This window comes from Massilia sp. AB1 (genome assembly GCF_018119385.1).
Classification (GTDB): domain Bacteria; phylum Pseudomonadota; class Gammaproteobacteria; order Burkholderiales; family Burkholderiaceae_D; genus Telluria.
The window spans coordinates 95,244-117,980 of sequence record NZ_JAGKSG010000014.1; the positions used below are offsets into that span (position 1 = coordinate 95,244).

Below are 22,737 nucleotides of genomic sequence, written 5' to 3' on the forward strand. Positions count from 1 at the left end.
GCACTTTTCCACGCCGCCGGTCTGAGCCTCACCAATTCTTGACCAGGGTCAGGCGGAAGGAGCGCGGTTCGATCGGGTGGAAATGCACGTCCTCGACCGGCGCCGCTTCGCCCTTCAGCTGCGAGGCGTAGAAGTAGTCGATGGCCGAATCGCGCCGGTTGGTGAGGTTGAATCCTTCCAGTTCGAGCTGCAGGTCCTTGGCCAGCTTGTAGCCGAGACGGCCGTTCAGCGTGACGCTGGCCTGCGAGCGCACGCTGTCGTCCTCGGCCAGCGGACGCGGGCCGAACCAGCGCAGGCGCAGCGCGCCCGACCACGGGCCGCTGCGGTCCACCGTCAGGCTGAGCTGGGCCACGCCTTCGATCGCGCCCGGAATCCTATCTCCTGCCGGGTTGCCGCCGCGCGAGCGGGCGCGCGCATAGGCCGCGTCGAAGTCGACCGACAGCCACTTGAGCGCGCGCCAGTAGTTCGAGAACTCGATCCCGTAGCGGCGGCTCGGATCGCCCGCCTCGGTATTGCCGGCGTCGCCGATATAGGTCAGCTCGGAATCGAAGTCGAGCCGGTACACCGAGAACGAAGTCTGCATGGCGGGAAGCGCGGCGCTGCGGACGCCGAATTCAAGGCCGCGCGAGCGCACCAGCCCCGGCGTGCGCTCGACCGGGTCGAGGGTCTTCGGGTCGAGCGCCGCGACGGTGCCGCGCGCGTCGTTGCTGTGGAAGCCGTGGCCGTAGTTGGCGTACAGTTCGGTCGAGGCCCACGGTCCGTAGGCGACATTCAGCGAAGGCGTCAGCAGGGTGTCGTGCGCGCTGCCCGTGTTCTCCGGGCGGTCGCTGTCGACGCGAAAAGCGTAGCGGCTGGCGCGCACGCCGGCCACGGTGCGCAGCGCCTCGTTCCAGCGGGTGGCGTTCTCGATGAAGAGGGCGCCGCTGGTTTCGACGATGTGGTCTTCGCGCGTGGTCGCCAGGCGCCGGCGCGCGCGGGTGTCGTACAGGCCGTTGTGGATGTTGTCGTTCTGCAGCTGGGCGCCCACCGTCACGTCGGACGAGAAGCTGTCGCTGCGGTGCACGTGCCAGGTGTGGCTGCCGTCCAGGCCCGAGGTCACGCGGCGGTCCGGCTGGCTGAACTGGTCGCCGTTGACCGGGTCGTTCATGAAGTAGGTGAAATTCGAATACAGGTCGAGCCGGTTGCGGATCACGTAGGCGCTCAGCTTCGAGGCCGAATCGGCATCGGTGCGGCGCCATACCCCGGACAGGCTGGCGCGGCGCGCCTCGCCGCCATCCGTGCTGTCGAGATTATCGTAGCGCCCGAGCTGGCCGGCCTGCACCGCGCGCAGTGGAATCTGGTCGGTGGCGTTCCAGTGGCCGCTGTAGTTCATCGCGGTCACGCTCCAGCCGTTGTTGGCGTAGCCGCGGCTGTAGCGCAGCACGGCATTGGTCTTGCGGTAGCCGTCGGCGCGCGTCCACGGACCGTCGTTCTTCATGCCTTCCAGCGCAAACAGCACGCTGCCGCCCGTCGCATCCAGCGAGCCGGCCAGCACCGTGCGCGCATAGCCGTCCTGGCCCAGGGTGGCCGTCGCCAGGTTCTTGCTCAGGCGGTTGGCGTAGGTGAGCGAAGCCACGCCGGCCGACGAAAAGTCTCCTTCGCGCGAGGAATAGGGACCCTTGCGGTAGTCAAGGCGGCCGACCAGTTCGGGAATCAGGAAGTTCAGGTCGGTCCAGCCCTGGCCGTGCGCATGGCTGCGCTGGTTGACCGGCATGCCGTCGACCCAGGTGGCCAGGTCGGTGCCGTGGTCGAGGTTGAAGCCGCGCAGGTAGAACTGGTTGGCCTTGCCTTCGCCGCTGTGCTGGCTGGCGATCAGGCCGGGCGTGACCTCGAGCAGTTCGCCGGGACGGTAGGCGATGCGGTTGGCGAGGTCCTTGGCGCCCGCGCTGCCGGCGCCGGCCGAGTCGGCGATGCCGAGCATGCTGGCGCGCGAGCCTTCGACCAGCACGCGCTGGAGCACGAAATCGTCTGCATGAGCATCGGCATGGATGGAGGTGTGGGCAAACAGCGCGGCCAGCGCGCAGGGTAGAGCACGTAATTGCATGGGTGTCAGCGGGCCGCTTGTTCCAGCGCCTGGCGCATGAAAGTGAGGGAACGCACGGTTCCCGCTTCGTTCAGGTTGACGGTATTGACCTGGTCGGGCAAGAAGTCGATCAGCACGCCCTGGCGGATGACGGCCGCCTGGGATACCTGCGTCTGCTCGGCTTCCTGGAACACCACGACGCTCTGCGCGTCGGCGGTCATCCCGACCCAGCGCAGCTTGAGCGGCTTGTTGTCCGCGCCCTTGATCACGAACTGCTGCTCGATGTACTTGCGCAGCACTTCCTGGTCTTCCGGATCGCTCAGGTCGAACTGGCGCTGGTAGAGGTTCATCAAGAGCGCCTCGATGTCGTGCGCCATGTAGGTGTGCACCACTTCGGTGCTCTTGGTGCGCGCGTTGTACGAGACGTCCGTGATGCTGGTGTGGAAGCGGTGCGCATGCACCCCCGCGCTCATCGCGACGAGCAGGGCGGCGCACGCGGCTTTGAACAGCCTGAGTTTCATTGGACGGCCTTCGGTGCTTCAGCGGCGGGCTTCTTCTTCAGCGGGGTGCGGAAGTCGCGCATCAGATTGTTCCTGTCCTGTTCGGTCTTGAAGAGCTCCAGGCGCGAAGGCGTCGCCTTGCGCGGCCAGGCGTTGTTGCTGACATCAATATCGGCCGTTTCCCAGTAGGGGTCTTGCGTGAGCCCAACGATCGGTTCGTCGGTGATGAACAGTTTCGTGATTTTCTGCGGCGAATAGCGCCACACTTCGGCCGGGATGCGCTCGATGATCTTCTTGCCGCTCTTCAGTTCGATCTCGACGATCAGCGGGGTCACCAGGCCGCCCTTGTTGGTGAAGTCCACCAGCGTGAGGCGCTTGCCCGACTTGAGCAATTCCTTTTCCCAGTCTTCCAGGTCCGCCATCGTTTCGGCGAACTTGTTGCGGTCCTTGTTGGTGACCGTGAAGTCGTCGTGCTCGTTGTAGAAGTCCTTCAGCTCCGGGAAGCGGTCGACGCGGCGCACCATACCCTTGTTGCGCTGGTCGATGATCGACACCGGTTCCGATTTTTCGCGGGCGCGCTGCCAGGCCTTCTCGACTTCCGGGTCCTTGCTGCCGACGGTGTACTCGGTGATGCCGTCCACGCTCACGTCCACCGGATCGGTGGTGTAGAACCAGCCGCGCCAGAACCAGTCGAGGTCCGTGCCGGAGGCGTCTTCCATGGTGCGGAAGAAGTCGGCCGGGGTCGGGCGCTTGAACTTCCAGCGCTCGGCGTACTCGCGGAAGGCGAAGTCGAACAGCTCGCGGCCGAGGATGGTCTCGCGCAGGATGTTCAGGGCCGTCGCCGGCTTGGCGTAGGCGTTGTTGCCGCGCTGGAGCGTCGATTCGGCATTGGTCATGACCGGCACCTGGTTGGTGCTGCGCATGTAGTCGACGATGTTGCGCGCCTCGCCGCGGGTGTCGGGATAGTTCTCTTCCCAGGCCTGCTCGGCCAGGAACTGCAGGAAGCTGTTCAGGCCCTCGTCCATCCAGGTCCACTGGCGCTCGTCCGAGTTGACGATCATCGGGAAGTAGTTGTGGCCCACTTCGTGGATGATCACGCTGATCAGACCATACTTGGTGCGCTTCGAATAGGTGATCTCGCCGGTCTTCTTGTCTTTCACCGGACGCGGCCCGTTGAACGAGATCATCGGGTATTCCATGCCGCCCACCGGGCCGTTGACCGAGATCGCGGTCGGGTAGGGGTAGTCGAAGGAGTACTTGTTGTACTGTTCGATGGTGTGGACGACCGCCGCCGTCGAATAGGTGCCCCACAGCGGGTTGGCTTCCTTCGGGTAGTAGGACATCGCCATTACGTCCTGGTCGCCGCTCTTGATGCCCTGGGCATCCCAGATGAACTTGCGGCTGCTGGCGAAGGCGAAGTCGCGCACGTTCTTCGCGGTGAAGCGCCAGGTCTTGCTGCCGACGGCACGCTGCTTTTCACGCGCTTCGGCTTCGGCCTGGGTCGCGATGACGACCGGCTTTTTGGCCGTGCGCGCCTGCCTGAGGCGGTCGCGCTGGGCGCTGGTGAGCACGTCGCCAGGGTTCTGCAGTTCGCCGGTGGAGGCGACGATATGGTCGGCCGGGACGGTGATCTCGACGTCGTAGTCGCCGAATTCCAGGGTGAATTCGCCATCGCCCATGTACTGCTTGTTCTGCCAGCCCTTGATGTCGTAGTAGGCGGCCATGCGCGGGAAGAACTGGGCGATCTCGAACAGGTCGCTGTCGTTGGCCTTGTCTTCCCGGTCGAAGCGCTCGTAGCCCATGCGGCGGCCCAGCACGTTCATCTCGGGCACCTTGAAGCTCCAGGCGACGTTGAAGCTGAAGCGCGCGCCCGGCTTCATCGGCTGCGGCAGGTCGATCCGCATCATGGTCTTGTTGATGGTATGGGCCAGCTTGCGGCCGCCGGCATCCGTCACGCCATGGATCTGGATGCCGCCCTCGAAGGCGCGCGACTCGAGCTGGAAGCGCAGCGCCTCGAACTTGACGCCGTCGTTGCCGCGCGCCTGCCATGCCTCGCGCGAGGGCAGGGTGGCGATGTTGCGGTTGTCCGAATCGGCGCGGAACATGTTCTGGTCCAGCTGCACCCACAGGTAGGAGAGCGTGTCCGGCGAATTGTTGTGGTAGGTGATGCTGCCGGAACCCGTGACCGCGCGCTTTGCCTCGTCGAGCGTGACCTTGATGCGGTAGTCGGCGCGCTGCTGCCAGTAGGCGTGGCCCGGTGCGCCGGAGGCGGTGCGGAATTCGTTGGGCGTGGGCAGCAGCTCATCGAGCTGGCGGAATTTATCCTCGATCGCCGGCGCGGCATGCGCGGCCGCGCTCATTCCCAGGATCAGTGCGGCCAGGCTGGCCTGCAGGTGCTTGATGTTCATACAAGTGTATAGGCTGAATGAGAAACCGGCAGGACACCTGTATGTGTCCCGCCGGTAGGGGTGGCGGCTATGCCGCCGACGCGTTCAATTAAAGCTCGAACACCGGATTACTCCGACTTCGCGTCTTCTTTCTGCTCCTTGGTCTTGAGCTTGGTGTTGTAGTCGCGCATCAGGTTGTTCTGGTCACGCTCGCTCTTGAACAGCTCCAGGCGCGAAGGCTCGGACTTGCGCGGCCAGGCGTTGTTGCTGACGTCGATATCCGCCGTTTCCCAATACGGGTCCTGGACCATGCCCACCACCGGCTCGTCGGTGATGAACAGCTTGGTGATCCTGGTCGGCGAATAGCGCCACACTTCGGCCGGGATGCGCTCGATGTACTTCTTGCCGCTCTTCAGTTCGATCTCGACGATCAGCGGGGTCACCAAACCGCCCTTGTTGGTGAAGTCCACCAGGGTCAGGTGCTTGCCCGATTTGAGCAGTTCCTTCTCCCAGTCTTCCAGGTCCGCCATCGTTTCGTTGAACTTGTTGCGGTCCTTGTTGGTGACGGTGAAGTCGTCGTGCTCGTTGTAGAAGTCCTTCAGCTCCGGGAAGCGGTCGACGCGGCGTTCCATGCCCTTGTTGCGCTGGTCGGTGATCGAGATTGGCTCTGCTTGTTTCCTGGCGCGCTGCCAGGCTTTCTCGACTTCCGGATCCTTGCTGGCCACCGTGTACTCGGTGATGCCGTCCAGGCTCACGTCCACCGCGTCGGTGGTGTAGAACCAGCCGCGCCAGAACCAGTCGAGGTCGGTGCCGGAAGCGTCTTCCATGGTGCGGAAGAAGTCGGCCGGGGTCGGGCGCTTGAACTTCCAGCGCTGCGCGTATTCCTTGAACGCGAAGTCGAACAGCTCGCGGCCGAGGACGGTCTCGCGCAGGATGTTCAGCGCGGCGGCCGGCTTGGCGTAGGCGTTGTTGCCGAACTGGAGCAGGGACTCCGAGTTGGTCATGATCGGCACCTGGTTACGGCTGCGCATGTAGTCGACGATCTGGCGCGGGTGGCCGCGCATCTCCGACCAGTCCTCTTCCCAGGCTTCCTGGGCCAGCGACTGCACGAAGGAGTTCAGGCCCTCGTCCATCCAGGTCCACTGGCGCTCGTCCGAGTTGACGATCATCGGGAAGTAGTTGTGGCCCACTTCGTGGATGATCACGCCGATCAGGCCGTACTTGGTGCGCTTGGAATAGGTCAGCTCGCCGGTCTTCTTGTCCTTGACGGGACGCGGACCGTTAAACGTGATCATCGGGTATTCCATGCCGCCGACCGGGCCGTTGACCGAGATCGACACCGGATACGGATAGTCGAGGGAGTACTTGTTGTACTGTTCGATGGTGTGGACGATCGCGTGGGTCGAGTACTTTTCCCACAGCGGATTGCCTTCCTTCGGGTAGTAGGACATCGCCATCACGTCGACGTTGCCGCTCTTGATGCCCTGGGCGTCCCAGATGAACTTGCGGCTGGTGGCGAAGGCGAAGTCGCGCACGTTCCTGGCCTTGAAGTGCCAGGTCTTGGTGCCGCCGGTGCGCTGCTTTTCGCGCGCTTCGGCTTCCGCCTGGGTGGCGATGATGACCGGCTTCTTGGCCGTGCGGGCCTGCTTCAGGCGGTCGCGCTGGGCGGCGGTGAGCACCTCGCCCGGGTTCTGCAGCTCGCCGGTGGAGGCCACGATGTGGTCGGCCGGCACGGTGATCTGCACGTCGTAGTCGCCGAATTCCAGCGTGAATTCGCCGGCGCCCAGGAACTGCTTGTGCTGCCAGCCATAGACGTCGTAGTAGGCCGCCATGCGCGGGAACCACTGGGCGATCTCGAACAGGTCGTTCTTGTCGTCGAACTTCTCGTAGCCGGAACGGCCGCCGAGCACCTTCTGCTCGTTGATGTTGTAGTTCCAGGCGACGTTGAACGACACGCGCGCACCCGGCTTGAGCGGCTGCGGCAGGTCGATGCGCATCATGGTCTTGTTGATGGTGTAAGGCAGGGTGCGGCCGCCGCTGTCCTTCACGCTCGTGATGTTGAAGCCGCCCGGGAACTCGGCGGCGGTCAGCATCGAGCGCATGCCGTCGAACTTCAGGCCTTCGGCCGGGCTGCGCGGCTTTTCCCATGCCTGGCGCGAGGCCACGGTGGCGCTCTGGCGCGCATCCGAATCCGGCTTGTAGATGTTCTGGTCCAGCTGCAGCCACAGGTACTTCAGCGTATCCGGGGAATTGTTGTAGTACGTGATCGTGCCCGAGCCGTTGATGGCGCGGCGCTCTTCGTCGAGGGTGGCGCGGATCGTGTAGTCCGCGCGCTGCTGCCAGTAGGCGTGGCCTGGCGCACCGGATGCGGTACGGATCGCCCCCGGGGTCGGGAGCAGTTCATCGAGCTGACGGAACTTGTCGTCGAAAGGCGCAGCTGCAAAAGCCGAGGCAGTGAGGCACAGCGCTGCCAGGCTGATGGGCAAACGAATCATATTTCCCCTGGAATTGGTGTTGGAGTAGGAAAAACAATTCTATCTTTAGCCATCCGGCAATTGTTCGGGGGATTTGTAAAAAAGCTGATACATAATACATATGCGACATTTGCAAGGCACATCGTATTGACGATGCGCCCCCCACGCCGCCGCCGGGATCACTCCACCGGCATGCTGAAGGTGAACGAGGTGCGTCCTTCGGCCGAGGTGACGCGGATCGCGCCGCCGTGGCCGGCGGCGATCTGGCCGACGATGTACAGCCCCAGGCCCAGCCCCTCGCTGCCGGCGCGCGAGGAAGCGCGCCAGTAGGGCTTGAACAGCTGGCCGATCATGGCCGGGCTCAGGTCCGGGCCTTCGTTGGTTACGCGCAGGACGAAGCTGGGGCCGTCGAGGGCGGCCGTGACCGTGATCGGACGCTGCGGAGCGCCGTGCACCAGCGCGTTCTTGAGCAGGTTCGACAGCAGCTGGGACAGGCGCTGCGGATCGCAGCGCAGCGCCAGCCGGGTATCGATGGCGGTGTCGATCTGGCGGCCGGGGTAGACGCCGCGCAGTTCGTCCACCACTTGTTCCAGCACCACGCCGATGTCGTCGCGCTCGCGCAGGTCGAGGGCGATGCCCGATCCCATGCGCCCGCGCGTGAAGTCGACCACGTCGTCGACCAGGCCCGCGATGCGCCGGGCGCTGCGGCGGATGCGCTCCACCAGCTGGCGCGCGCCGGCATCCTCGACCCGGCGCCCCAGGATCTCGCTGCCGCTGAGGATCGCGCCCAGCGGGGTGCGCAGGTCGTGGCCCAGCACGGCGATGAACTGCTCGCGCAGTTCGGCCGTCTCGCGTTCCGTGAACAGGGCGCTGCGGGCCGCGCGCAGCGAGCGCTCGGATTCCAGCTGGTTCGAGATCAGTTCCGCGAACAGGGCCAGGGTGGCGGCGGTGGCCCCGTCGCTCAGGCGCGCCGGTTCCGGATCGAGGCCGCACAGGGTGCCGAAGTAGAAGCCGTCCGGGCGGAAGATGGGAATCGAGAAGTAGCTCTGGAAGCCGTAGATGCGCGGCGTGTAGTGTTCGCGATAGCGTTCGCTGTGGCGCACGCTGTCGATGATCACCGCCTGGCGGGTGGCGTGGACTTCGCTGCAGATGGTGGTGTCGACGTCGAGCGTGTCGCCGGGGCGCAGGCCGAAGTCGAGGCGGTCGTGCACCGCGCAGGCGGTCCAGGATGAAGCGGTGACATGGGCGATGGCGACGAAGCGCAGCCCGGTCATGGCGGCGACGGTGTCGAGAATGCGTGGAACAGCGCCTATGCCCTGTATTTCGCTCACATGATCGTTCACATGAGTTGGAACATCCCCAAGAACGCCGTCTCCCATGATCGCCGTCCGTTTGTAAATTGTAATAATTACATCATAGCATCACCATGCCGCAGGAATACAAGCACTTTTTTGTTACACCAGCCAGCGGCCGTCGGCGTATACCCGTTCGTCGCCCAGGTAGACTGCGTCGGTCACCGCGAACACGTCGATGTGATAGCGGGCGTCCTTGCGCTTGAAGCCCGGCTTCGGGTAGACGCCGTGCTTGGCCCCGAGCGAGAGGTGGATGCCGCACATGCGCTCGTAGGTGCCGATGTCGTCCACCCGGCGCTCGCGCGTGAAGGCGCGGTTCAGGCCGAAGCCCAGCTCGCGCACCCAGACCTCGCCCTCGTCGGCGCGGATGATGTCCAGCACTTCCTGGAAGGCCGGGGTGGCGTTTTCGGCCGCCACCACGCGGCCCTTGTCGATCACGATGGTCACGGGCGTGTCCGGGCGGTTGGAGCGGTAACTGGTGTCGCCGAATACATGCACCTGGACCCGGCCATGCACCGCTTCCAGGTCGAGCGCCTCGGTGAACACCTCGCCGATCGGGAACTGGCCGCCCACGTTGTTCATCTCGCTGTAGTCGCCCACGTTCAGCTTGGCCGGCTCGAAGGGCGAGGCGAAGTGCAGCACCTCGCCGCCGCCTTCCACGCGCGCATGCGACGCGCTGTCGATGCGCGCCTTCAGCGCCCGCCCGGTGCCGCGGAAATAGGCCGGGTCGTAGGCCAGCGCCTCGATGTAGTGCTCGGACTGCGCCCCCGGCATGCGCGACAGGTGCACGTGCTCGATCACCTTCAGGCCCAGCTTGAACAGCTCGACCCGGATGCGGAAGCCGTCCAGGCGGAAGTTGGTCGACTGCACCAGCACTACCAGATCCCTGGCTTGCATGCTGCGGAAGGCTTCCAGCACCGTTTCCGGCGTGACGCTGTCGAAGTCGATGAAGCGCGCGTCCGGCAGGTTGCGGCGGTAGGCGGCGAGCAGGGCGCGCGCCAGGGCGGTGCGGGTGTCGTAGACGACCAGGGCGGCGTGCGCGGATCCAGGACCGTGCTCGACGGCGATGGCAAGCAGGTCGGCCAGGTGCGCGCTGGCGGCCTCGACGGCGTGCGGGGGCAGGTCGCCAGCTGGCGCGATAGTGGAAGGGACGGCGGAGTTCATGGGGAAAGCTAACGGAATATCCAGCCCGTCATTATACGGTTTCGGCCTGAAAGTTCCGCTGAACAGCCTGCTATTTGATCCCGGCAGTGTCGCTGCATGCTACCCCGTGAACGGCGCGCCGCGCGACAGTGGGCGGCGCTATGATTTGAGCAACAACAACGGTCTCGACAGGCCTTGTTTCGACAAATCAAATGGCGCGGGCGCCGCTGCGCCGGTGAACGGGAGTATGTGTGGCTTACCGATGGGAAACGCCTGCCAGCATCTGGCAGGAAGACGAGAGGAATGGGCAGTTCGAACTGCTGGCCACCGAGGGACTGGGACGCATCGACTGGCAGTCCCACGCCGGCGCGCGCCTGCCTGACGTCGCGCGCCTGCTCGGCGCCTCGCTGCCGGCCAGCTGCGGCTGCGCGCCCATCTATCCCGAAGGTTTCGCCCACTGCCCGCATTGCGGCCAGCCCCTGCAGCGCCTGAACGGCCAGCCTTCCCGGCGGCCCGGCTGGTGGGGGCCGGGCGCCGACCAGTCGCTGCCGCGCCATGTTCCGCATGGCTTGCCGGTCACTTCGCTGGCGCTGGGCGACAGCCTGGAAGAACGCCCCGCGGCCCCGCACGTGGGCCGCGCCGACCGCAGCATGCCCGCGCCGCCCAACGCCTGGTGCGTCTTCGCCGCGGCCGGCTACGGCTTTCCCGAGCAGCGCCTGCTGGCGCTGGCCCACACCCGCGGCGTGCTGCAATACTGGGACCCGCTGGCCCAGTTGTGGCACGTGCTGGCGCCCGAGGATGGCGCCGCCAGCCTGGCCTTCACCGCATCGGCATATGCATGGCTGCCCGCCGAGGGGAGCGGGCGCGGAGAAGTGGCGCTGGTCCCGACCGCCGGCGGCCTGCAGCGCCTGTGGATCAATCCCGTCAGCGAAAGCTATCGCCTCGAACCCGTGCACGACGCGCCGGTGCTGGCCGCGCCGGGCATCATGCGCCGCCACCTGGCCTGCCTGGCCGGGGCGCCGGGCAATGTGCACCTGTGGAGCGCGCGCACCGACTTGGACGAGGCGCAGCAGTTTCCCTGCCCCGATTTGCCGGCCTCCGGCTGGTCGCGCCCTTTTGGCTACGACGGCCGCCTGTTCTGGCTGCACGAAGCGGGCCAGCTCGCCTGGCGTCCCGGCGAAGCGCCCCGGTTCCTGCCCTGGCCGCCGGAATGGCAGCCGCGCCTGGCCTTCGGCGGTCCGACCCAGAGCCGCGACGGACGCCTGTGGCACATCGGGCATGATGGCCAGGGCTATTCCTTCCTCGAAATAGGCTCGGACCAGCCCGAAAGGGTCGGCATCGACGGCGCGCGCCTGGGCTTCGCCAACTTCCTGTTCCGGCGCGGCCATCCGGTGGTGGACGAGCCCTGGTCGGCCGAGCACATCGAAGACCAGAGCCAGGACGACACCCTGGTGGTGCCGCTGCTGCGCAGCTTCAACAACAACCGCAGCCAGCCGAGCGGACTGGTGCTGCGCCTGCACAAGTACACGGGACGCGCCGAGGATGCCCTGGACGACCGCGTGATTCCGCGCGTGACGGTCGAATGGATCGGCCGCCGCAATGTGATCCTGGACGAGATCGCGCGCCTGGCGCGGCCGCTCGACTGCGTGCCGCTGGTCTACGACAACTGCCTGTGGCTGCAGCATCCCGACTGGAACCAGATGCGCGGCTGGCGGCTGGACGAGCTCGCGTGATGAGGACCTTGTTCCCCTCCCTCGGGCGCATGCTGGCTGCGGCTGCTTTGGCCATGTTTATGGCGGCGGTCCCGGCCTGGGCCTTCGCCGTTCCGCACGTTTTCCTGGTGCAGAACTCGGGCTGGATGGAACCCTTCTACAGCGATCCGCAGTCGCAGTTCAAGCCGCTGGTCGGCGCGCTGGCGGGCAGCGTGGTGCAGCCGGGCGAGGCGGTGGTGCTGGCCGCCTTCAACCAGTCGCTGCCCGGCGCGCCGTCGCCAAGGGCGCTGTTGTCCTTCAAGGCGGGACAGGACTCCGCGCAAAAGATCACCCAGGCCTTGCGCGGCCTGGACACGGCCCGCAAGCCGGGCAGCGCCGCGCTGGCCGATACCGACCTGGGCGAGGCCGTGCAGGCGGCCATCACGCAGGCGCTGGGCGGCAAGCCCGGCATCGTCTGGCTGTTCACCAACAACCGCAACAGCCCCAACAACGACCAGGCCACGGCGGAGCGCAACCGCGAGTTCTACCAGCTGATCCACGGCGGCGCGGCGATCACCAAGGCGCTGGCCTTCCCGCTGCGCATGCCGGTCAAGGGCGAGCACTACAGCGCCAACGGCCTGATGGTGTACGCCTTCGCCGTCGGCGCGGAGGGCAACAGGGCGCTCGACGCGCTGCTGGCCGCCAGGCGGGTCGAGCGCGTGATCACCGAGCCGCCCGCGCGCCTGAAGCCGCTCGACCGCGACACGGTGCGGCTGGCGCCGCGCAAGGTCGAGAACGCGCCGGGCGTGCGCTTCGCCACCGCGCCGAACGGCGTGCTGCGCGCCGACGTGGCGCCGGATGCGCGCCAGCCCACGGCGCGCATCGAGTGGAATCTCGAGAACACGATGTACCCGTACACGATCTCCTCGGCCACCCTGAGCGCGCGCTCCACGCTGGGCGGCGAGAACCGCCCGATCTCGCTGGCCAGCAGCAAGGTCAGCGCGCTGGCGCCGGGCAAACCCGCTCCCCTGGGCTCGACCATGACCCTGCCGGTGGCGCAAATCCCCGACAAGTGGTCGGCGCAAGCGCTGAAATCGGCCGGTTCGGCCTATGTGCTGCCGGGGACCATCCAGCTGCACCTGGCGGACCAGAAGCTGGAGCTGTCGCAAGCCTTCCGCCAGCGCATGGCGGCGCTGTTCCCGGGCGACCCGCTGCCGGACATCTTCATCCCGCCAGCGCGCGTGCAGGCCTCGACCGCCGTGTTGCCGGTGGAAGTGCGCGTCCACTACGGCATGGGGCCGCTGCTGGCCCTGGGCGGCGCCGCGCTGGCGCTGCTGGGGGCGGCGGGCGCGGCGGCCTATGCCTATGCCCGGCCGCGCGTCGCCCACCTGACCGTCGAGGACGAGCTGCGCACCATGCGCGCGCGTCCCGGCACCACCCAACCGATCTACGACAAGGCCGGGCAGCAGGTCGCCCAGCTCAAGACCACCCTGTTCGGCCACCAGCTGCTGGACCTGCGCGAAGGCGCGCAGGTCAGGCTGGGCCGCTAAGACGAGAGGACCATGATGCAAGGAACCCAGCAACCCACCGCGCCGTCGCCCGCCGATCCCGGCTTCAAGCTGCCCGAGGAATCGGCTTCGCCCCAGGATACGCTGCCGAAGACCGCGCCCGAGACGGCGGGGCGCCCGGTGGAAGTGGTGCCGGGCACGGAGGGGATGCCCCCGGCCACCGACACCTCGACCCGCGACCTGGCGATCGGCGCCGTGGTGTTCGTGATCCTGCTGGTGGTCTACTTCTTCGTGCGGAACGCCTACGTGCACCACCTGGTGGTGCGCCGCGTGGCGCCCTCGTCGGCCGGCACGGCGGGCTGGCTGCTGTTCATCGGACTCGGCTTCCTGTCGGCGGCGGCGGTGCTGGCGATCATCAACGCCAGCCGCTACATGACTTTCGGCGTCATGGGGCCGCTGGTCATCGTCGGGGTGGTGGCCCTGGTTGCGGCGCTGTTCACCGGGCGACGCTAAAAGTTATTGGAAAGAGAATCGAACATGGCAGATTTCCCCAAACCCGGCACCCTGGGCGCCAAGACCGAGCTCAAGGTCGACCTGCGGCCCACGCTGTTCATCGGCGCCGGCGGCACCGGCATGGAAGTGATGATGCGCATCCGCCGCCGCATCCTGTCGGCCGTGTGGAACCGCCACCATCCGACGCGGGTGGAATCCATCGGCGACTTCCCGGTCGCGCGCTTCCTGCACTTCGACCTCGACAGCAATGCCGTGATCGACGAAGGCAAGTCGCAGCGCACCGATCCCTGGTACGAGCTGGTGCGCCTGAGCGACGAGGAGCGCCTGGTCGAGCCGCTCGACCTGCCCCAGTACCACGAGTCCGACGACAGCCTGGCGCGCTTCCCGCTGATCGAGAACTGGATGCCGCTGCGTCCCAAGAAGCTGCGCTCGCTGGGCATCGACCCGTCCAAGGGCGCGGGCCAGATCCGCGCGCTGGCGCGGCTCTACCTGTTCGACAAATACCCGAAGCTGCGCGGGCGCATCAAGGGCGCGCTCAACTTCCTGAGCAGTAATGCCGGCATCGAGCGCAAGGAGAACTACCAGCGCCTGGGCCTGCAGGTCGATACCTCCAAGTTCCGCATCGTCGTGATCGCTTCCGCCGCCGGCGGCACCGGCGCCGGCAGCGCGATCGACCTGGGCTGGCTGTCCAAGGCCATCGCGCGCCAGGAAGTGTCGGACAGCCAGGTCGACCTGGTGCTGTTCATGCCCTCTGGCTACGCCAAGGCCAACAAGGAGCGCACCGAGGCCAACGCCTACGCCACCCTGATGGAACTGGAGACGGCGATGCGCGACATGAACGCGCGCGTGCACTGGATGGAGCCCGACAGCATCACGGGCACCGGCACGCCTTTCGACGACGTCTATTTCGTCGATACCGCCAACCTGGCCAACAAGGCGACACTGGACGTCAAGGACGTCTACCAGATGGTGGCCGACACCCTGTTCGAGGACTTCGCCTCGGCCGATTTCGCCAACCGCAAGCGCTCGGTGGCGGTCAACCAGCAGCAGCACAAGCTCGGGCCCTACAATCCCAAGGTGCCGGAGGCGCGCTTCGGCGACATGCGCCTGTCCTATTCGAAGGTGTACTCGGCATTCGGGCAGTCGGTGCTCGACACCCAGCAAAGCCTGGTCGAAGATATCCGCGCCTACGAGCTGGCCGGGCTGATGGTGAAGGCCTTCTTCGGCATGGTGAGCAGCGACGGGACCGCCGCCCGGAGGGCAGGGGACCAGGAACGCGACAGCTTCATGCGCGAGCAGATGGACATGGCCGAGCGTCCCTTCGACGAGTTCCCGGACTTCCGCAAGGGCACCGTGGACGTCACCGCCTTCCCCGAATACACCCTCACCAATACCCTGCTGCTGGACCGCGACGGCAGGTCCCTGCTCGAGCGGGTCGAGAGCAAGGTGCAGCTCGAGATGGACCGCATCATGGCGTCCTACGACATCAAGCTGTGGCGCGAGAAGGTGGCCGAGCTGCTGCCGAACCTGGAGCGCGATGCGATCCGCGAGGCCGGCGCCACCGCCGAGACCAGCGAAGACCGCATCAAGCGGCACACGAACGAACTGCTGGGCCGCTTGAAAGGCCGCGTGCGCGAGCGCCTGTACGCGCTGCTCGACGACCGCAAGCAGGGCGGGCTGGAATTCGTGCTGTCGCTGCTGGAGCAGGTCAAGGCCCGCCTGCAGCAGCGCGACCTGGCCAACGCCGAGCGCAACGGACGCCGCTACCGCGACATCCGCGACGCGCTGCGCACCCGCCAGGTGGAAGAATCGCTGAACAACCTGTCGCAGGCCTCCGGCCGCATGTTCGGCAAGGAGCCGCAGGCGCGCGAAGTGATGAACCACCTCAAGCGCGACATTGCCGACTACCTGCGCTTCCACCTGCTGGCGGTGTCGGCCGGGCAGTCGATCGAAGTCATGCGCGGCATGTCGGCCTGGCTGGGCGACCCGCAGAGCACCGACGAGCACGGGCAGGCGCAATGGAGCGGCATCGCCGGCGAATTCCAGGAAGGCCGGCGCCAGGTGCAGGCCATGCTGGCCGCCGCCGACCAGCGCATCAGCCAGCTGCGCGCCGACGCGCGCCAGGAACACGCCACCTATATCAAGCTGGCCGCCGACACCACGCCGCCGCCCGTGCGCCTGACCGGCGACGTGAGCGCCTGGAGCGAGGAAGTGCTGCTGGAATTCGGCGGCTCGGCGCGCCTGTTCCCGCAACTGGGCGACGAGCGCCTGCGTTCGGAACTGCTGCTCAAGCTGTTCCGCCGCGCCCAGCTGCAGCTCTCCAGCCAGGAGCTCGAACAGCCCGAACCCGTCGACCCGCTGCTCGAGCGCCTGTCCGCCTTGACCCCGCAGGAACGCCAGCGCGTGTTCGGCGAATGGATACGCAGCGCCATGCCCTGGGTGAACGCGCGCTTCTCGGCCGAGTTCACCCCCGCCGCCGACCAGTTCAAGTGCTTCATCGGCGTGGGCGACGTGAGCGCCTGGCGCAAGATGGAGGCCGAGCTGCGCGCGGCGGTGCCGACCGGGTACTTCCACGGCGACCTGGTCTCCATCGTCAACACCGGCTTCAATGGCCGCGCGGTGTGCTACATCGAGCTGTCCGGCTACCCGATGACGGTGCTGCGCGGCCTGCCGACCTGGCGCGCCTCCTACCAGATCGAGAACCCGAAGATCCCGACCCACCTGCATTTCGACGCCACGCGCTTCCGCCATCCGATCTCGCCCTCGATGGACGAGCTGAACCGGCTGGCGGACGACTACGAATGGTTCCTGCAGGCGATCGCGCTGGGCGTCATCCGGCGCAAGGCCGACCTGGGCGACCGCGAAGCCAGCTTCCAGCCGCGCGGGCAATACCTGTTCGAGGTCGAGCCGGGATCGGGCGAATGGCTTCAGATCGGCAACGAATACGCGATCCGTTCCAACGGCTTGCCGTCCTATTACCGCGAGCAGGTGATCGGCGCGGTGCAGGCGCGCCTGGCCGGAATGGGGCCGCACCAGCTGGCCCTGCTGGCGGCCCTGATGCGCCACTACCAGCTGCGCGTCTACGAGCCGCGCCTGGAAGTCGACGAGACCGGCGCCCAGCTGCCGTCTCCTTCGCTGCCCAACATCACCGCGCGGCGCCTGTACGACCAGTGGATCCGGCGCGCGGCGAATGCCGATCCTGGATTGTCGCCGAGCCAGATCGAGACCGCGCTCTCGGGCATCGCGCAGTGGACCGAGACCGTGCCCGGCTCGGCCAGCGACGCCTATAGCTGGGAAGTCGAGCGGCCGGTGGACAAGCGCGTGATCCTGTCCGACTACCTGGCCAGCGATGACAGGGCGGCCGAGGTCCTGCAGCGCAAGGCGGTGCCGCCGGTTGCCGCGCCGTCCGGCGCCAACCGCTACAAGCTGTTCCTGCAGGGCGCGCAGCGCGGTCCCTACACGCAGGACGAGCTGGGCCAGATGGCGGCGCGCGGCGAGATCGACGCGGGAACCCGGGTCTGGGACATGCGCTGGAATCCGAAGCTGGACAAGTGGAGCACCGTCGGCGCGCTGCCCGAGCTGGCGCCGCTGCTGGGCGCGGCGATCCCCGATCCCGACGACGGCGTTCCCGATCCGGAGTAAAAGGACCGCATGGCTCAGAACGAAGCGATCTACCGGTGCATCAACGCCGCTTGCGGGCGGAGCTTTCCGCGCGCGGTGAATTTCTGCCCGTGGTGCGGGACCGCCCAGCGCCCGGGCGCGCCCATGCCGCAGCCGGTCAAAGTGGGAGCAGCGGCGGCGGCGACGGTAGCTGCTCCGCCGCTGCGCCCGGTGCCGCCTGCACCTCCTCCGCCTCCGCCATCGCCGCCCGCTGCGGCATCGCCTCCACCTGCGCCACAGCCGGCGCCTGCGGCCGCTCCCGCATCCGCCGCCAAGAGCACGCTCGGCGCCAAGCCGGCCGCAGGTGCGGCGCCGGCCAAGCAGCCGCCCGGACGCCGTCCCGTGCGCCTGCGCTGGTGGGCGCTCGCACTCGGCGTGCTGTGGCTGGTGTGGCTGGTGGCGAATCCTTCCAAGGCCCTGATCGAGCGCCGCATGGACAAGGCGGTGGCGCTGGCCAAGGAGTGCAAGGCGCGCGAAGCCCAGGACGAGCTGATCGCGCTGCGCGAGACGCGGGCGACGGCCGAGCAGCTGACCCAGGTCCAGCGGCGCCTGAACGACGCGGCGAAGGCCTGCACCCGCGCCGAGCAGCGCCGCGAAGCGTGGTTCGAGACGCGCGGGGCGATCCAGAAACTGATCAAGGCCGACGCCTACGACAAGGCGCGGGCGCGCCTGGCGGTGTTCACGCGGCGCTGGGGCGAGGACGCGGAGACGCGGGCGCTGAGGCAGCGCATCGACGAGGGCAGGCGCGAGCATCCGCTGGCCGATCCGTCTGGCAGCGGGCAATGAGCGACTGTAGCGTCAGCCGCCTGAATCGGGCTGGGTGTATGCTGGCGCTCAGAAGGACAGCAAGGAGACCGACATGAAAACGAGCGTGGTGGGCGCGCTGCTGGCGCTGGCCGTGCTGGCCGGCTGCGGCCGCGGCGAGGAAGAGATGGGGCCGGCGCAAAAGGCCGGCAAGGTGCTGGACGAAGCCGGCGCCCGGGTATCGGACAGCGTGAAGGACGAGCTGGCCAAGGCCGACCGCGCCGCCGAAGAGGCGCGCGACAAGGTCGCGGATGCGACGCGCGACGCCAGCCGCGGGCTGGACCGGGCGACCGACAAGATCGGAAAGAAGGTCGAGGAGGCCGGGGAAAAGCTGCAGGATAAAAAGTAGGGTGGACGGGTTTCCCGTCCACGCGGAGACAGTGGCGGCTCGACTATCGCGCCGGATGATTTTTCTGCAAACTATCACCGCGTGGACGGCAAGCCGTCCACCCTACGCCCGCCTCAGGCGCTCGCGATGCGCAATTCCTTCCACTCTCCCAGCACGACGGACAGGTCCACTTGTCCCGCGCGCCATGCACGCTCCAGGTTCTGCTCGATCTCGTCGATGCACGCCTTCTCCGGATCGGCGAAGCCGCGCACGCCGTAGGCGCGGTTGCGCCCGTGCGACTTGGCCAGGTAGAGCGCCATGTCGACCAGGTTGACCGCGCGCTCCCACGGCAGGGCCTGTCCGCCGACCCGGATCGGGAAGGGCGCGTAGCCGATCGAGACGTTCACCGACAGTTCGCCCTCGCCGTGCCGCACGCGGATCGAGGCGATCCCGTTCAGGATGCGCTGGGCCACTTCGTCCAGGCCGCCGGCCGGGATCGTGGGCAGGTAGGCCAGGAATTCCTCGCCGCCCCAGCGCACGATCATGTCGGTCTCGCGCAGGATCTCGCGCAGGCCGGCCGCGATCGCGGTCAGCACCGCGTCGCCGGCCGCGTGGCCGTAGGTGTCGTTGATGTGCTTGAAATGGTCGACGTCGAGCAGGAACAGGGCGCCGGTGGTTTCTTCGGGCGCGCCGGTCGCGGCGCCCGTGCCCTTGCCGGGCACGCCGCGCATGAATTCCAGGAAATGGCGGCGGTTGTACAGGGCGGTGAGCGGATCGCGCACGCTCTGCTGCTTGAGCTCGCGGTTCTTCTCGTGCAGCGCGGCGTTCGCATGCCGCACCTTGCGGTACAGCAGGCCGACGACGGCGGAGGCGAGCGCGAACACCACGGCCAGCAGCCACCAGACGCGCTGCTGCAGGCGGCGGTTGTCGAGTTCGGCCGACTTGATCTGGTTCTCGCTGCGCAGCAGTTCGATCTGCTGCTGCTTCTTGTCGGCCTCGTATTTGGACTGCAGGTCGAGCACGGCCTGCTGGCGGCGCTGCTCGAACAGCTCGTTGGAGATCTTGCGTTCGCGGTGGTAGGCGTGCAGGGCGCCGGACAGGTCGCCGGCGCGCTCCAGCGCCGCGCCGTATTCCTCCAGCACCATCTGCAGCTCGGGCTTGTCGCCCAGGTCTTCGTAGCCCGCCAGGCCGGCCTCGATGTGGCGCTTGCCTTCCACCAGGCGGCCGAGCGCCATGTAGGCCTGGCCCAGGTTCAGGCGCGCCGTGATTTCCAGGCCGCGGTCGTTGAGCTTGCGCGCCGCCTGGATGGTCTGCTCGGCATAGTTGGCGGCGTTGCGGTAATCGTGCAGCTTCAGGTAGCAGTCCGACAGGTTCACCAGCGTGTAGGCGACCATCGAATGGGCGCCGATCTTGCGCTCGAGCGCGAGGGCGTCCTGCAGCGCCCTGAGGCCGCGCTGGTACTGGCGGGCGGCGATCGCCAGGCCGTATTCGGCGTCCTTGAGCGTCGCCATGCGGCCCGGCGAATTCGTCTTCAGCGCCGCCGTGGTGGCCTCTTCCAGCAGCTTCAGGCCCGCTTCCGGGTCGCGCAGCAGGCCGTACAGGCGCGCCAGCGAATTCAGGGTCATCACGATCTGCACCGGGTCGCCGGACTGGCGCGCCAGCGCCGCCGCCGTCTGCAGGCGGTCGAGGGCGGTCGGCAGGTTGCCTTCCTCGGCATAGGTCTCGCCGGTGGAAATCAGGGTGCGCAGGCGCAGGTCGAAGTCCCGGGTGGTCCTGGCCAGCTGTTCCGCTTCCCGGATCAGGCGGTGCGACTCCGGCAGGCGGTGCTCGCCCGATTCGATATAGCCCTTGCGCAGCAGGCCCTTGGCCAGGGCCACGGTGTCCTTGTGCGTACGGCCCAGCGCGATCAGTTCCTCGGTGGTGGCCAGCGCTTCCTCGTTGTGGCCCAGGACGTACTGGGCGCTGGCGAGCTGGTTCAGGAATTCGGCCCGCTCGGGCAGGGGAGCGGCGCGGCCTTCGGCCTCGATCTCCCTGAGCATCGGCAGGGCGCGCTCGGGAACGAAGCGGTTGACCTCGCGGATGTCGGCCAGGCGCTGGGTGAGGGTCGCCGCATCGGCGGAGCAGGCCGGCGCCGCGCACAACGCGGCACAGAGCGCCGCGGCCAGCGCGAGGCTTCGGGGACGCGCGGTAGCGCGGTGCAGGGCAGCGAACATGGATCGGGTCTCGTGGCGCCGGTCAGGTCCGACGATTCGTCTGAATGTGTGTGAATAATTATAGGCCTGTTGCAATGGAGAAATTCCACTTTCTCATCAATTGTCACCAAAATGACACAGCCCGGACCGCCAGGCGCCGATGCGTGGCTGGCTGCAGCCTGGACCGCGCTTTCTGCCGTCCGTCACAAAGCCCCGGTCGCCCGGTTTTGCTTCCTTTACAGTATTTCCAACATATAAACAGCTCGAACGGGGAGACGGAGATGCTGGAATTGCGCGCGGTAGAAAAGACCTTCGGCAAGCAGGTGCGGGCGGTGGATAGCGTCAGTCTACGGCTGGAGCGGGGCGTGGTCGGCCTGATCGGCCACAACGGCGCCGGCAAGACCACCCTGATGCAGATGATCGCCACCCTGACCCGTCCGAGCGCCGGCCAGATCCTGTGGAAGGGCGCCGACATCGCGCGCACGCCCGACGCCATCCGCCGTACCCTGGGCTACCTGCCGCAGGACTTCGGCGTCTATCCCAACCTGAGCGCGCTCGAATTCATGCGGTATTTCGCGGCCCTGAAGGGCGTGCGCGACCCGGCCCGCATCCGCCGCCTGCTCGAACTGGTCAACCTGCACGACCATGCCAAGCGTCCGGCGGCCTCGTTCTCGGGCGGCATGCGGCGCCGGCTCGGGATCGCCCAGGCGCTGCTGAACGATCCCGACATCCTGGTGGTGGACGAACCGACCGCCGGCCTCGATCCGGAAGAGCGCCTGCGCTTCCGTAACCTGCTGGCGGAACTGGGCTTCGGCAAGCTGGTGATCATGTCCACCCACATCGTCTCGGACGTCGAGAGCATCGCGAGCGAACTGGCGATCATGCGTTCCGGCCGCCTGGTGGCGCACGAGACCCCGGATGCGATCCTGGCGCGCGCCCGCGGCCAGGTGTGGTCGGCCAGCGTCGCCGCCCACGACTACGAGGCCCTGCGCGAGCGCGTGCACGTGCTGCAGGCCCAGCGCCAGGGCGACCGCGTGGCGCTGCGCATCGCGCACCCCGAACTGCCCTGCGGCGGCGCGCGCGAGGCCGAGCCGAGCCTGGAAGAGGCGCTGATGGCGCAGCGCTATGCGGTGCAGGCGGAGGCGGCATGAACGCGCACCTCATTGGCGTTCTTGCCGCCAGCGAAGTGCGGTTGCGGCTGCGCCGCCTGTCGACCCTGGCGGCGGTGCTGGCCGTGAGGGCCGTCAGCTGGGCCATGATCGAGGATCCGGCCGGCGGCAAGGTCCTGCTGGCGCTGGACGGCGCGCGCGTGCTGTACACCAGCTCGGCGCTGGCCATGGGCAGCGCCACCCTGGCCGGCGTGCTGTTCGGCATGGCGGGCTTCTACCTGCTGCGCGGGCGCACCGCCGAAGACCTGCGCATCGGCATAGGCGGCGTGATCGGCGCCACCCCGGCCGGCAACGCGGCCCTGCTGGCCGGGCGTTGGCTGGGCGGTGTCGCCTACCTCGGCATCCTGGTGTTCGCCTTCATGCTCACCATCCTGGCCTGCCACCTGCTGCGCGGCGATGGCCCGATCCAGCCCGTCGTCTACCTCCAGACCTATGTGCTGCTGCTGGGACCGATGGTGCTGTTCGCCGCCAGCTGCGCGCTGCTGTTCGACAGCTGGGGACCACTGATGGGAAAAGTGGGCGACCTGCTGTATTTCTTCATCTGGGTCGCCGCGATCGGCGTCGGCCCGCAGATGCTCGAGCAGGGCAAGGCCGCGCCCCAGGTGCTGCCGCTGGCCATGGCCTTCGACTTCATGGGCATGGGGAACGCCCTGGCCGTCATGTCGCAGCATGCGAACACCAGCGCGATGGCGATCGGCAGCATGCCCTACGACCCGGCGCTGCCGGTACGCAGCTTCCCGCAATGGATGTGGTACCAGGGGGCTGTGCTCAGCCGCGCCCTGTCCGCCCTGGCGGCCATGCTGCCGGTCTTGCCGGCGCTGCTGTTGTTCCACCGCTTTTCGCCGGACCGCGTCAAGGCCGGCAAGGCGAGAGCGCGGCGCACGCCGCTGGCCGTCGTCAACGCCTGGCTGCGTCCTCTGTCGCGCCTGGTCCAGCCGCTGTTCGCCCTGGCCG

14 protein-coding genes and 1 pseudogene are annotated in these 22,737 nt (G+C 67.4%); 8 read left to right on the forward strand and 7 right to left on the reverse strand.

All coding sequences use genetic code 11. The annotated features are described in order from the left end of the window. Window positions 1-28 precede the first annotated feature (28 nt). From J8847_RS10770 to J8847_RS10795, 6 genes are all read right to left on the reverse strand, one after another. The gene (locus J8847_RS10770) at window positions 29-2,083 is read right to left on the reverse strand and encodes a TonB-dependent receptor (RefSeq protein WP_211524694.1); all 2,055 of its coding nucleotides are present in this window, start codon (window positions 2,081-2,083) and stop codon (window positions 29-31) included. A 5-nt stretch (window positions 2,084-2,088) separates the two neighbouring features. Continuing rightward, window positions 2,089-2,583 (reverse strand): DUF6702 family protein, encoded by a 495-nt coding sequence (locus J8847_RS10775; RefSeq protein WP_211524695.1) that lies wholly within the window; start codon window positions 2,581-2,583, stop codon window positions 2,089-2,091. Beyond that, a complete protein-coding gene (locus J8847_RS10780) occupies window positions 2,580-4,970 on the reverse strand; it encodes a M1 family metallopeptidase (protein WP_211524696.1) in 2,391 nt (796 codons plus the stop codon). The genes J8847_RS10775 and J8847_RS10780 overlap by 4 nt, the downstream gene beginning before the upstream one ends. Window positions 4,971-5,077: 107 nt before the next feature. Next, entirely contained in the window at window positions 5,078-7,444 is a 2,367-nt protein-coding gene (locus J8847_RS10785) for a M1 family aminopeptidase (protein WP_211524697.1), read from the reverse strand. A 158-nt stretch (window positions 7,445-7,602) separates the two neighbouring features. After that, on the reverse strand, window positions 7,603-8,754 hold the full coding sequence (locus J8847_RS10790; RefSeq protein WP_373888791.1) for a sensor histidine kinase: 1,152 nt from the start codon (window positions 8,752-8,754) through the stop codon (window positions 7,603-7,605). Between the two features lie 123 nt (window positions 8,755-8,877). Next, window positions 8,878-9,939: a hypothetical protein gene (locus J8847_RS10795; RefSeq protein WP_211524699.1), complete on the reverse strand. Its 1,062-nt coding sequence runs from the start codon at window positions 9,937-9,939 to the stop codon at window positions 8,878-8,880. 230 nt (window positions 9,940-10,169) lie between these two features. Here J8847_RS10795 and J8847_RS10800 point away from each other — a divergent pair, with 230 nt between their 5' ends. The 6 genes from J8847_RS10800 to J8847_RS10825 all read left to right on the forward strand — a co-directional run bounded on the left by J8847_RS10800 (window position 10,170) and on the right by J8847_RS10825 (window position 18,443). Further along, window positions 10,170-11,651 carry a hypothetical protein gene (locus J8847_RS10800; protein ID WP_211524700.1) on the forward strand — a complete coding sequence of 494 codons (1,482 nt, stop codon included), beginning with the start codon at window positions 10,170-10,172 and terminating at the stop codon, window positions 11,649-11,651. Beyond that, complete coding sequence (locus J8847_RS10805; RefSeq protein WP_211524701.1) at window positions 11,651-13,159, forward strand: hypothetical protein; 1,509 nt, start codon at window positions 11,651-11,653, stop codon at window positions 13,157-13,159. Before J8847_RS10800 ends, J8847_RS10805 begins: the two co-directional genes overlap by 1 nt. Window positions 13,160-13,171: 12 nt before the next feature. After that, a complete protein-coding gene (locus tag J8847_RS10810; protein WP_229429696.1) occupies window positions 13,172-13,630 on the forward strand; it encodes a hypothetical protein in 459 nt (152 codons plus the stop codon). 24 nt (window positions 13,631-13,654) lie between these two features. After that, complete coding sequence (locus J8847_RS10815) at window positions 13,655-17,272, forward strand: tubulin-like doman-containing protein (RefSeq protein WP_211524702.1); 3,618 nt, start codon at window positions 13,655-13,657, stop codon at window positions 17,270-17,272. Window positions 17,273-17,281: 9 nt separating this feature from the next. Then, window positions 17,282-18,076, forward strand: a complete 795-nt coding sequence (locus tag J8847_RS10820) for a hypothetical protein (protein ID WP_211524703.1) — start codon at window positions 17,282-17,284, stop codon at window positions 18,074-18,076. Between the two features lie 73 nt (window positions 18,077-18,149). Continuing rightward, on the forward strand, window positions 18,150-18,443 hold the full coding sequence (locus J8847_RS10825) for a hypothetical protein (protein WP_229512694.1): 294 nt from the start codon (window positions 18,150-18,152) through the stop codon (window positions 18,441-18,443). A gap of 113 nt (window positions 18,444-18,556) precedes the next feature. On the opposite strand, the gene J8847_RS10830 is transcribed toward J8847_RS10825, so the two are convergent. Beyond that, window positions 18,557-20,635, reverse strand: coding sequence for a diguanylate cyclase (locus J8847_RS10830; RefSeq protein ID WP_211524704.1), 2,079 nt, complete (start codon window positions 20,633-20,635; stop codon window positions 18,557-18,559). A 260-nt stretch (window positions 20,636-20,895) separates the two neighbouring features. Here J8847_RS10830 and J8847_RS10835 point away from each other — a divergent pair, with 260 nt between their 5' ends. After that, window positions 20,896-21,765, forward strand: coding sequence for an ABC transporter ATP-binding protein (locus tag J8847_RS10835; RefSeq protein ID WP_211524705.1), 870 nt, complete (start codon window positions 20,896-20,898; stop codon window positions 21,763-21,765). Next, window positions 21,762-22,737: pseudogene (locus tag J8847_RS10840) on the forward strand (hypothetical protein); the annotation flags it as partial. The gene J8847_RS10835 and the pseudogene J8847_RS10840, both read left to right, overlap by 4 nt.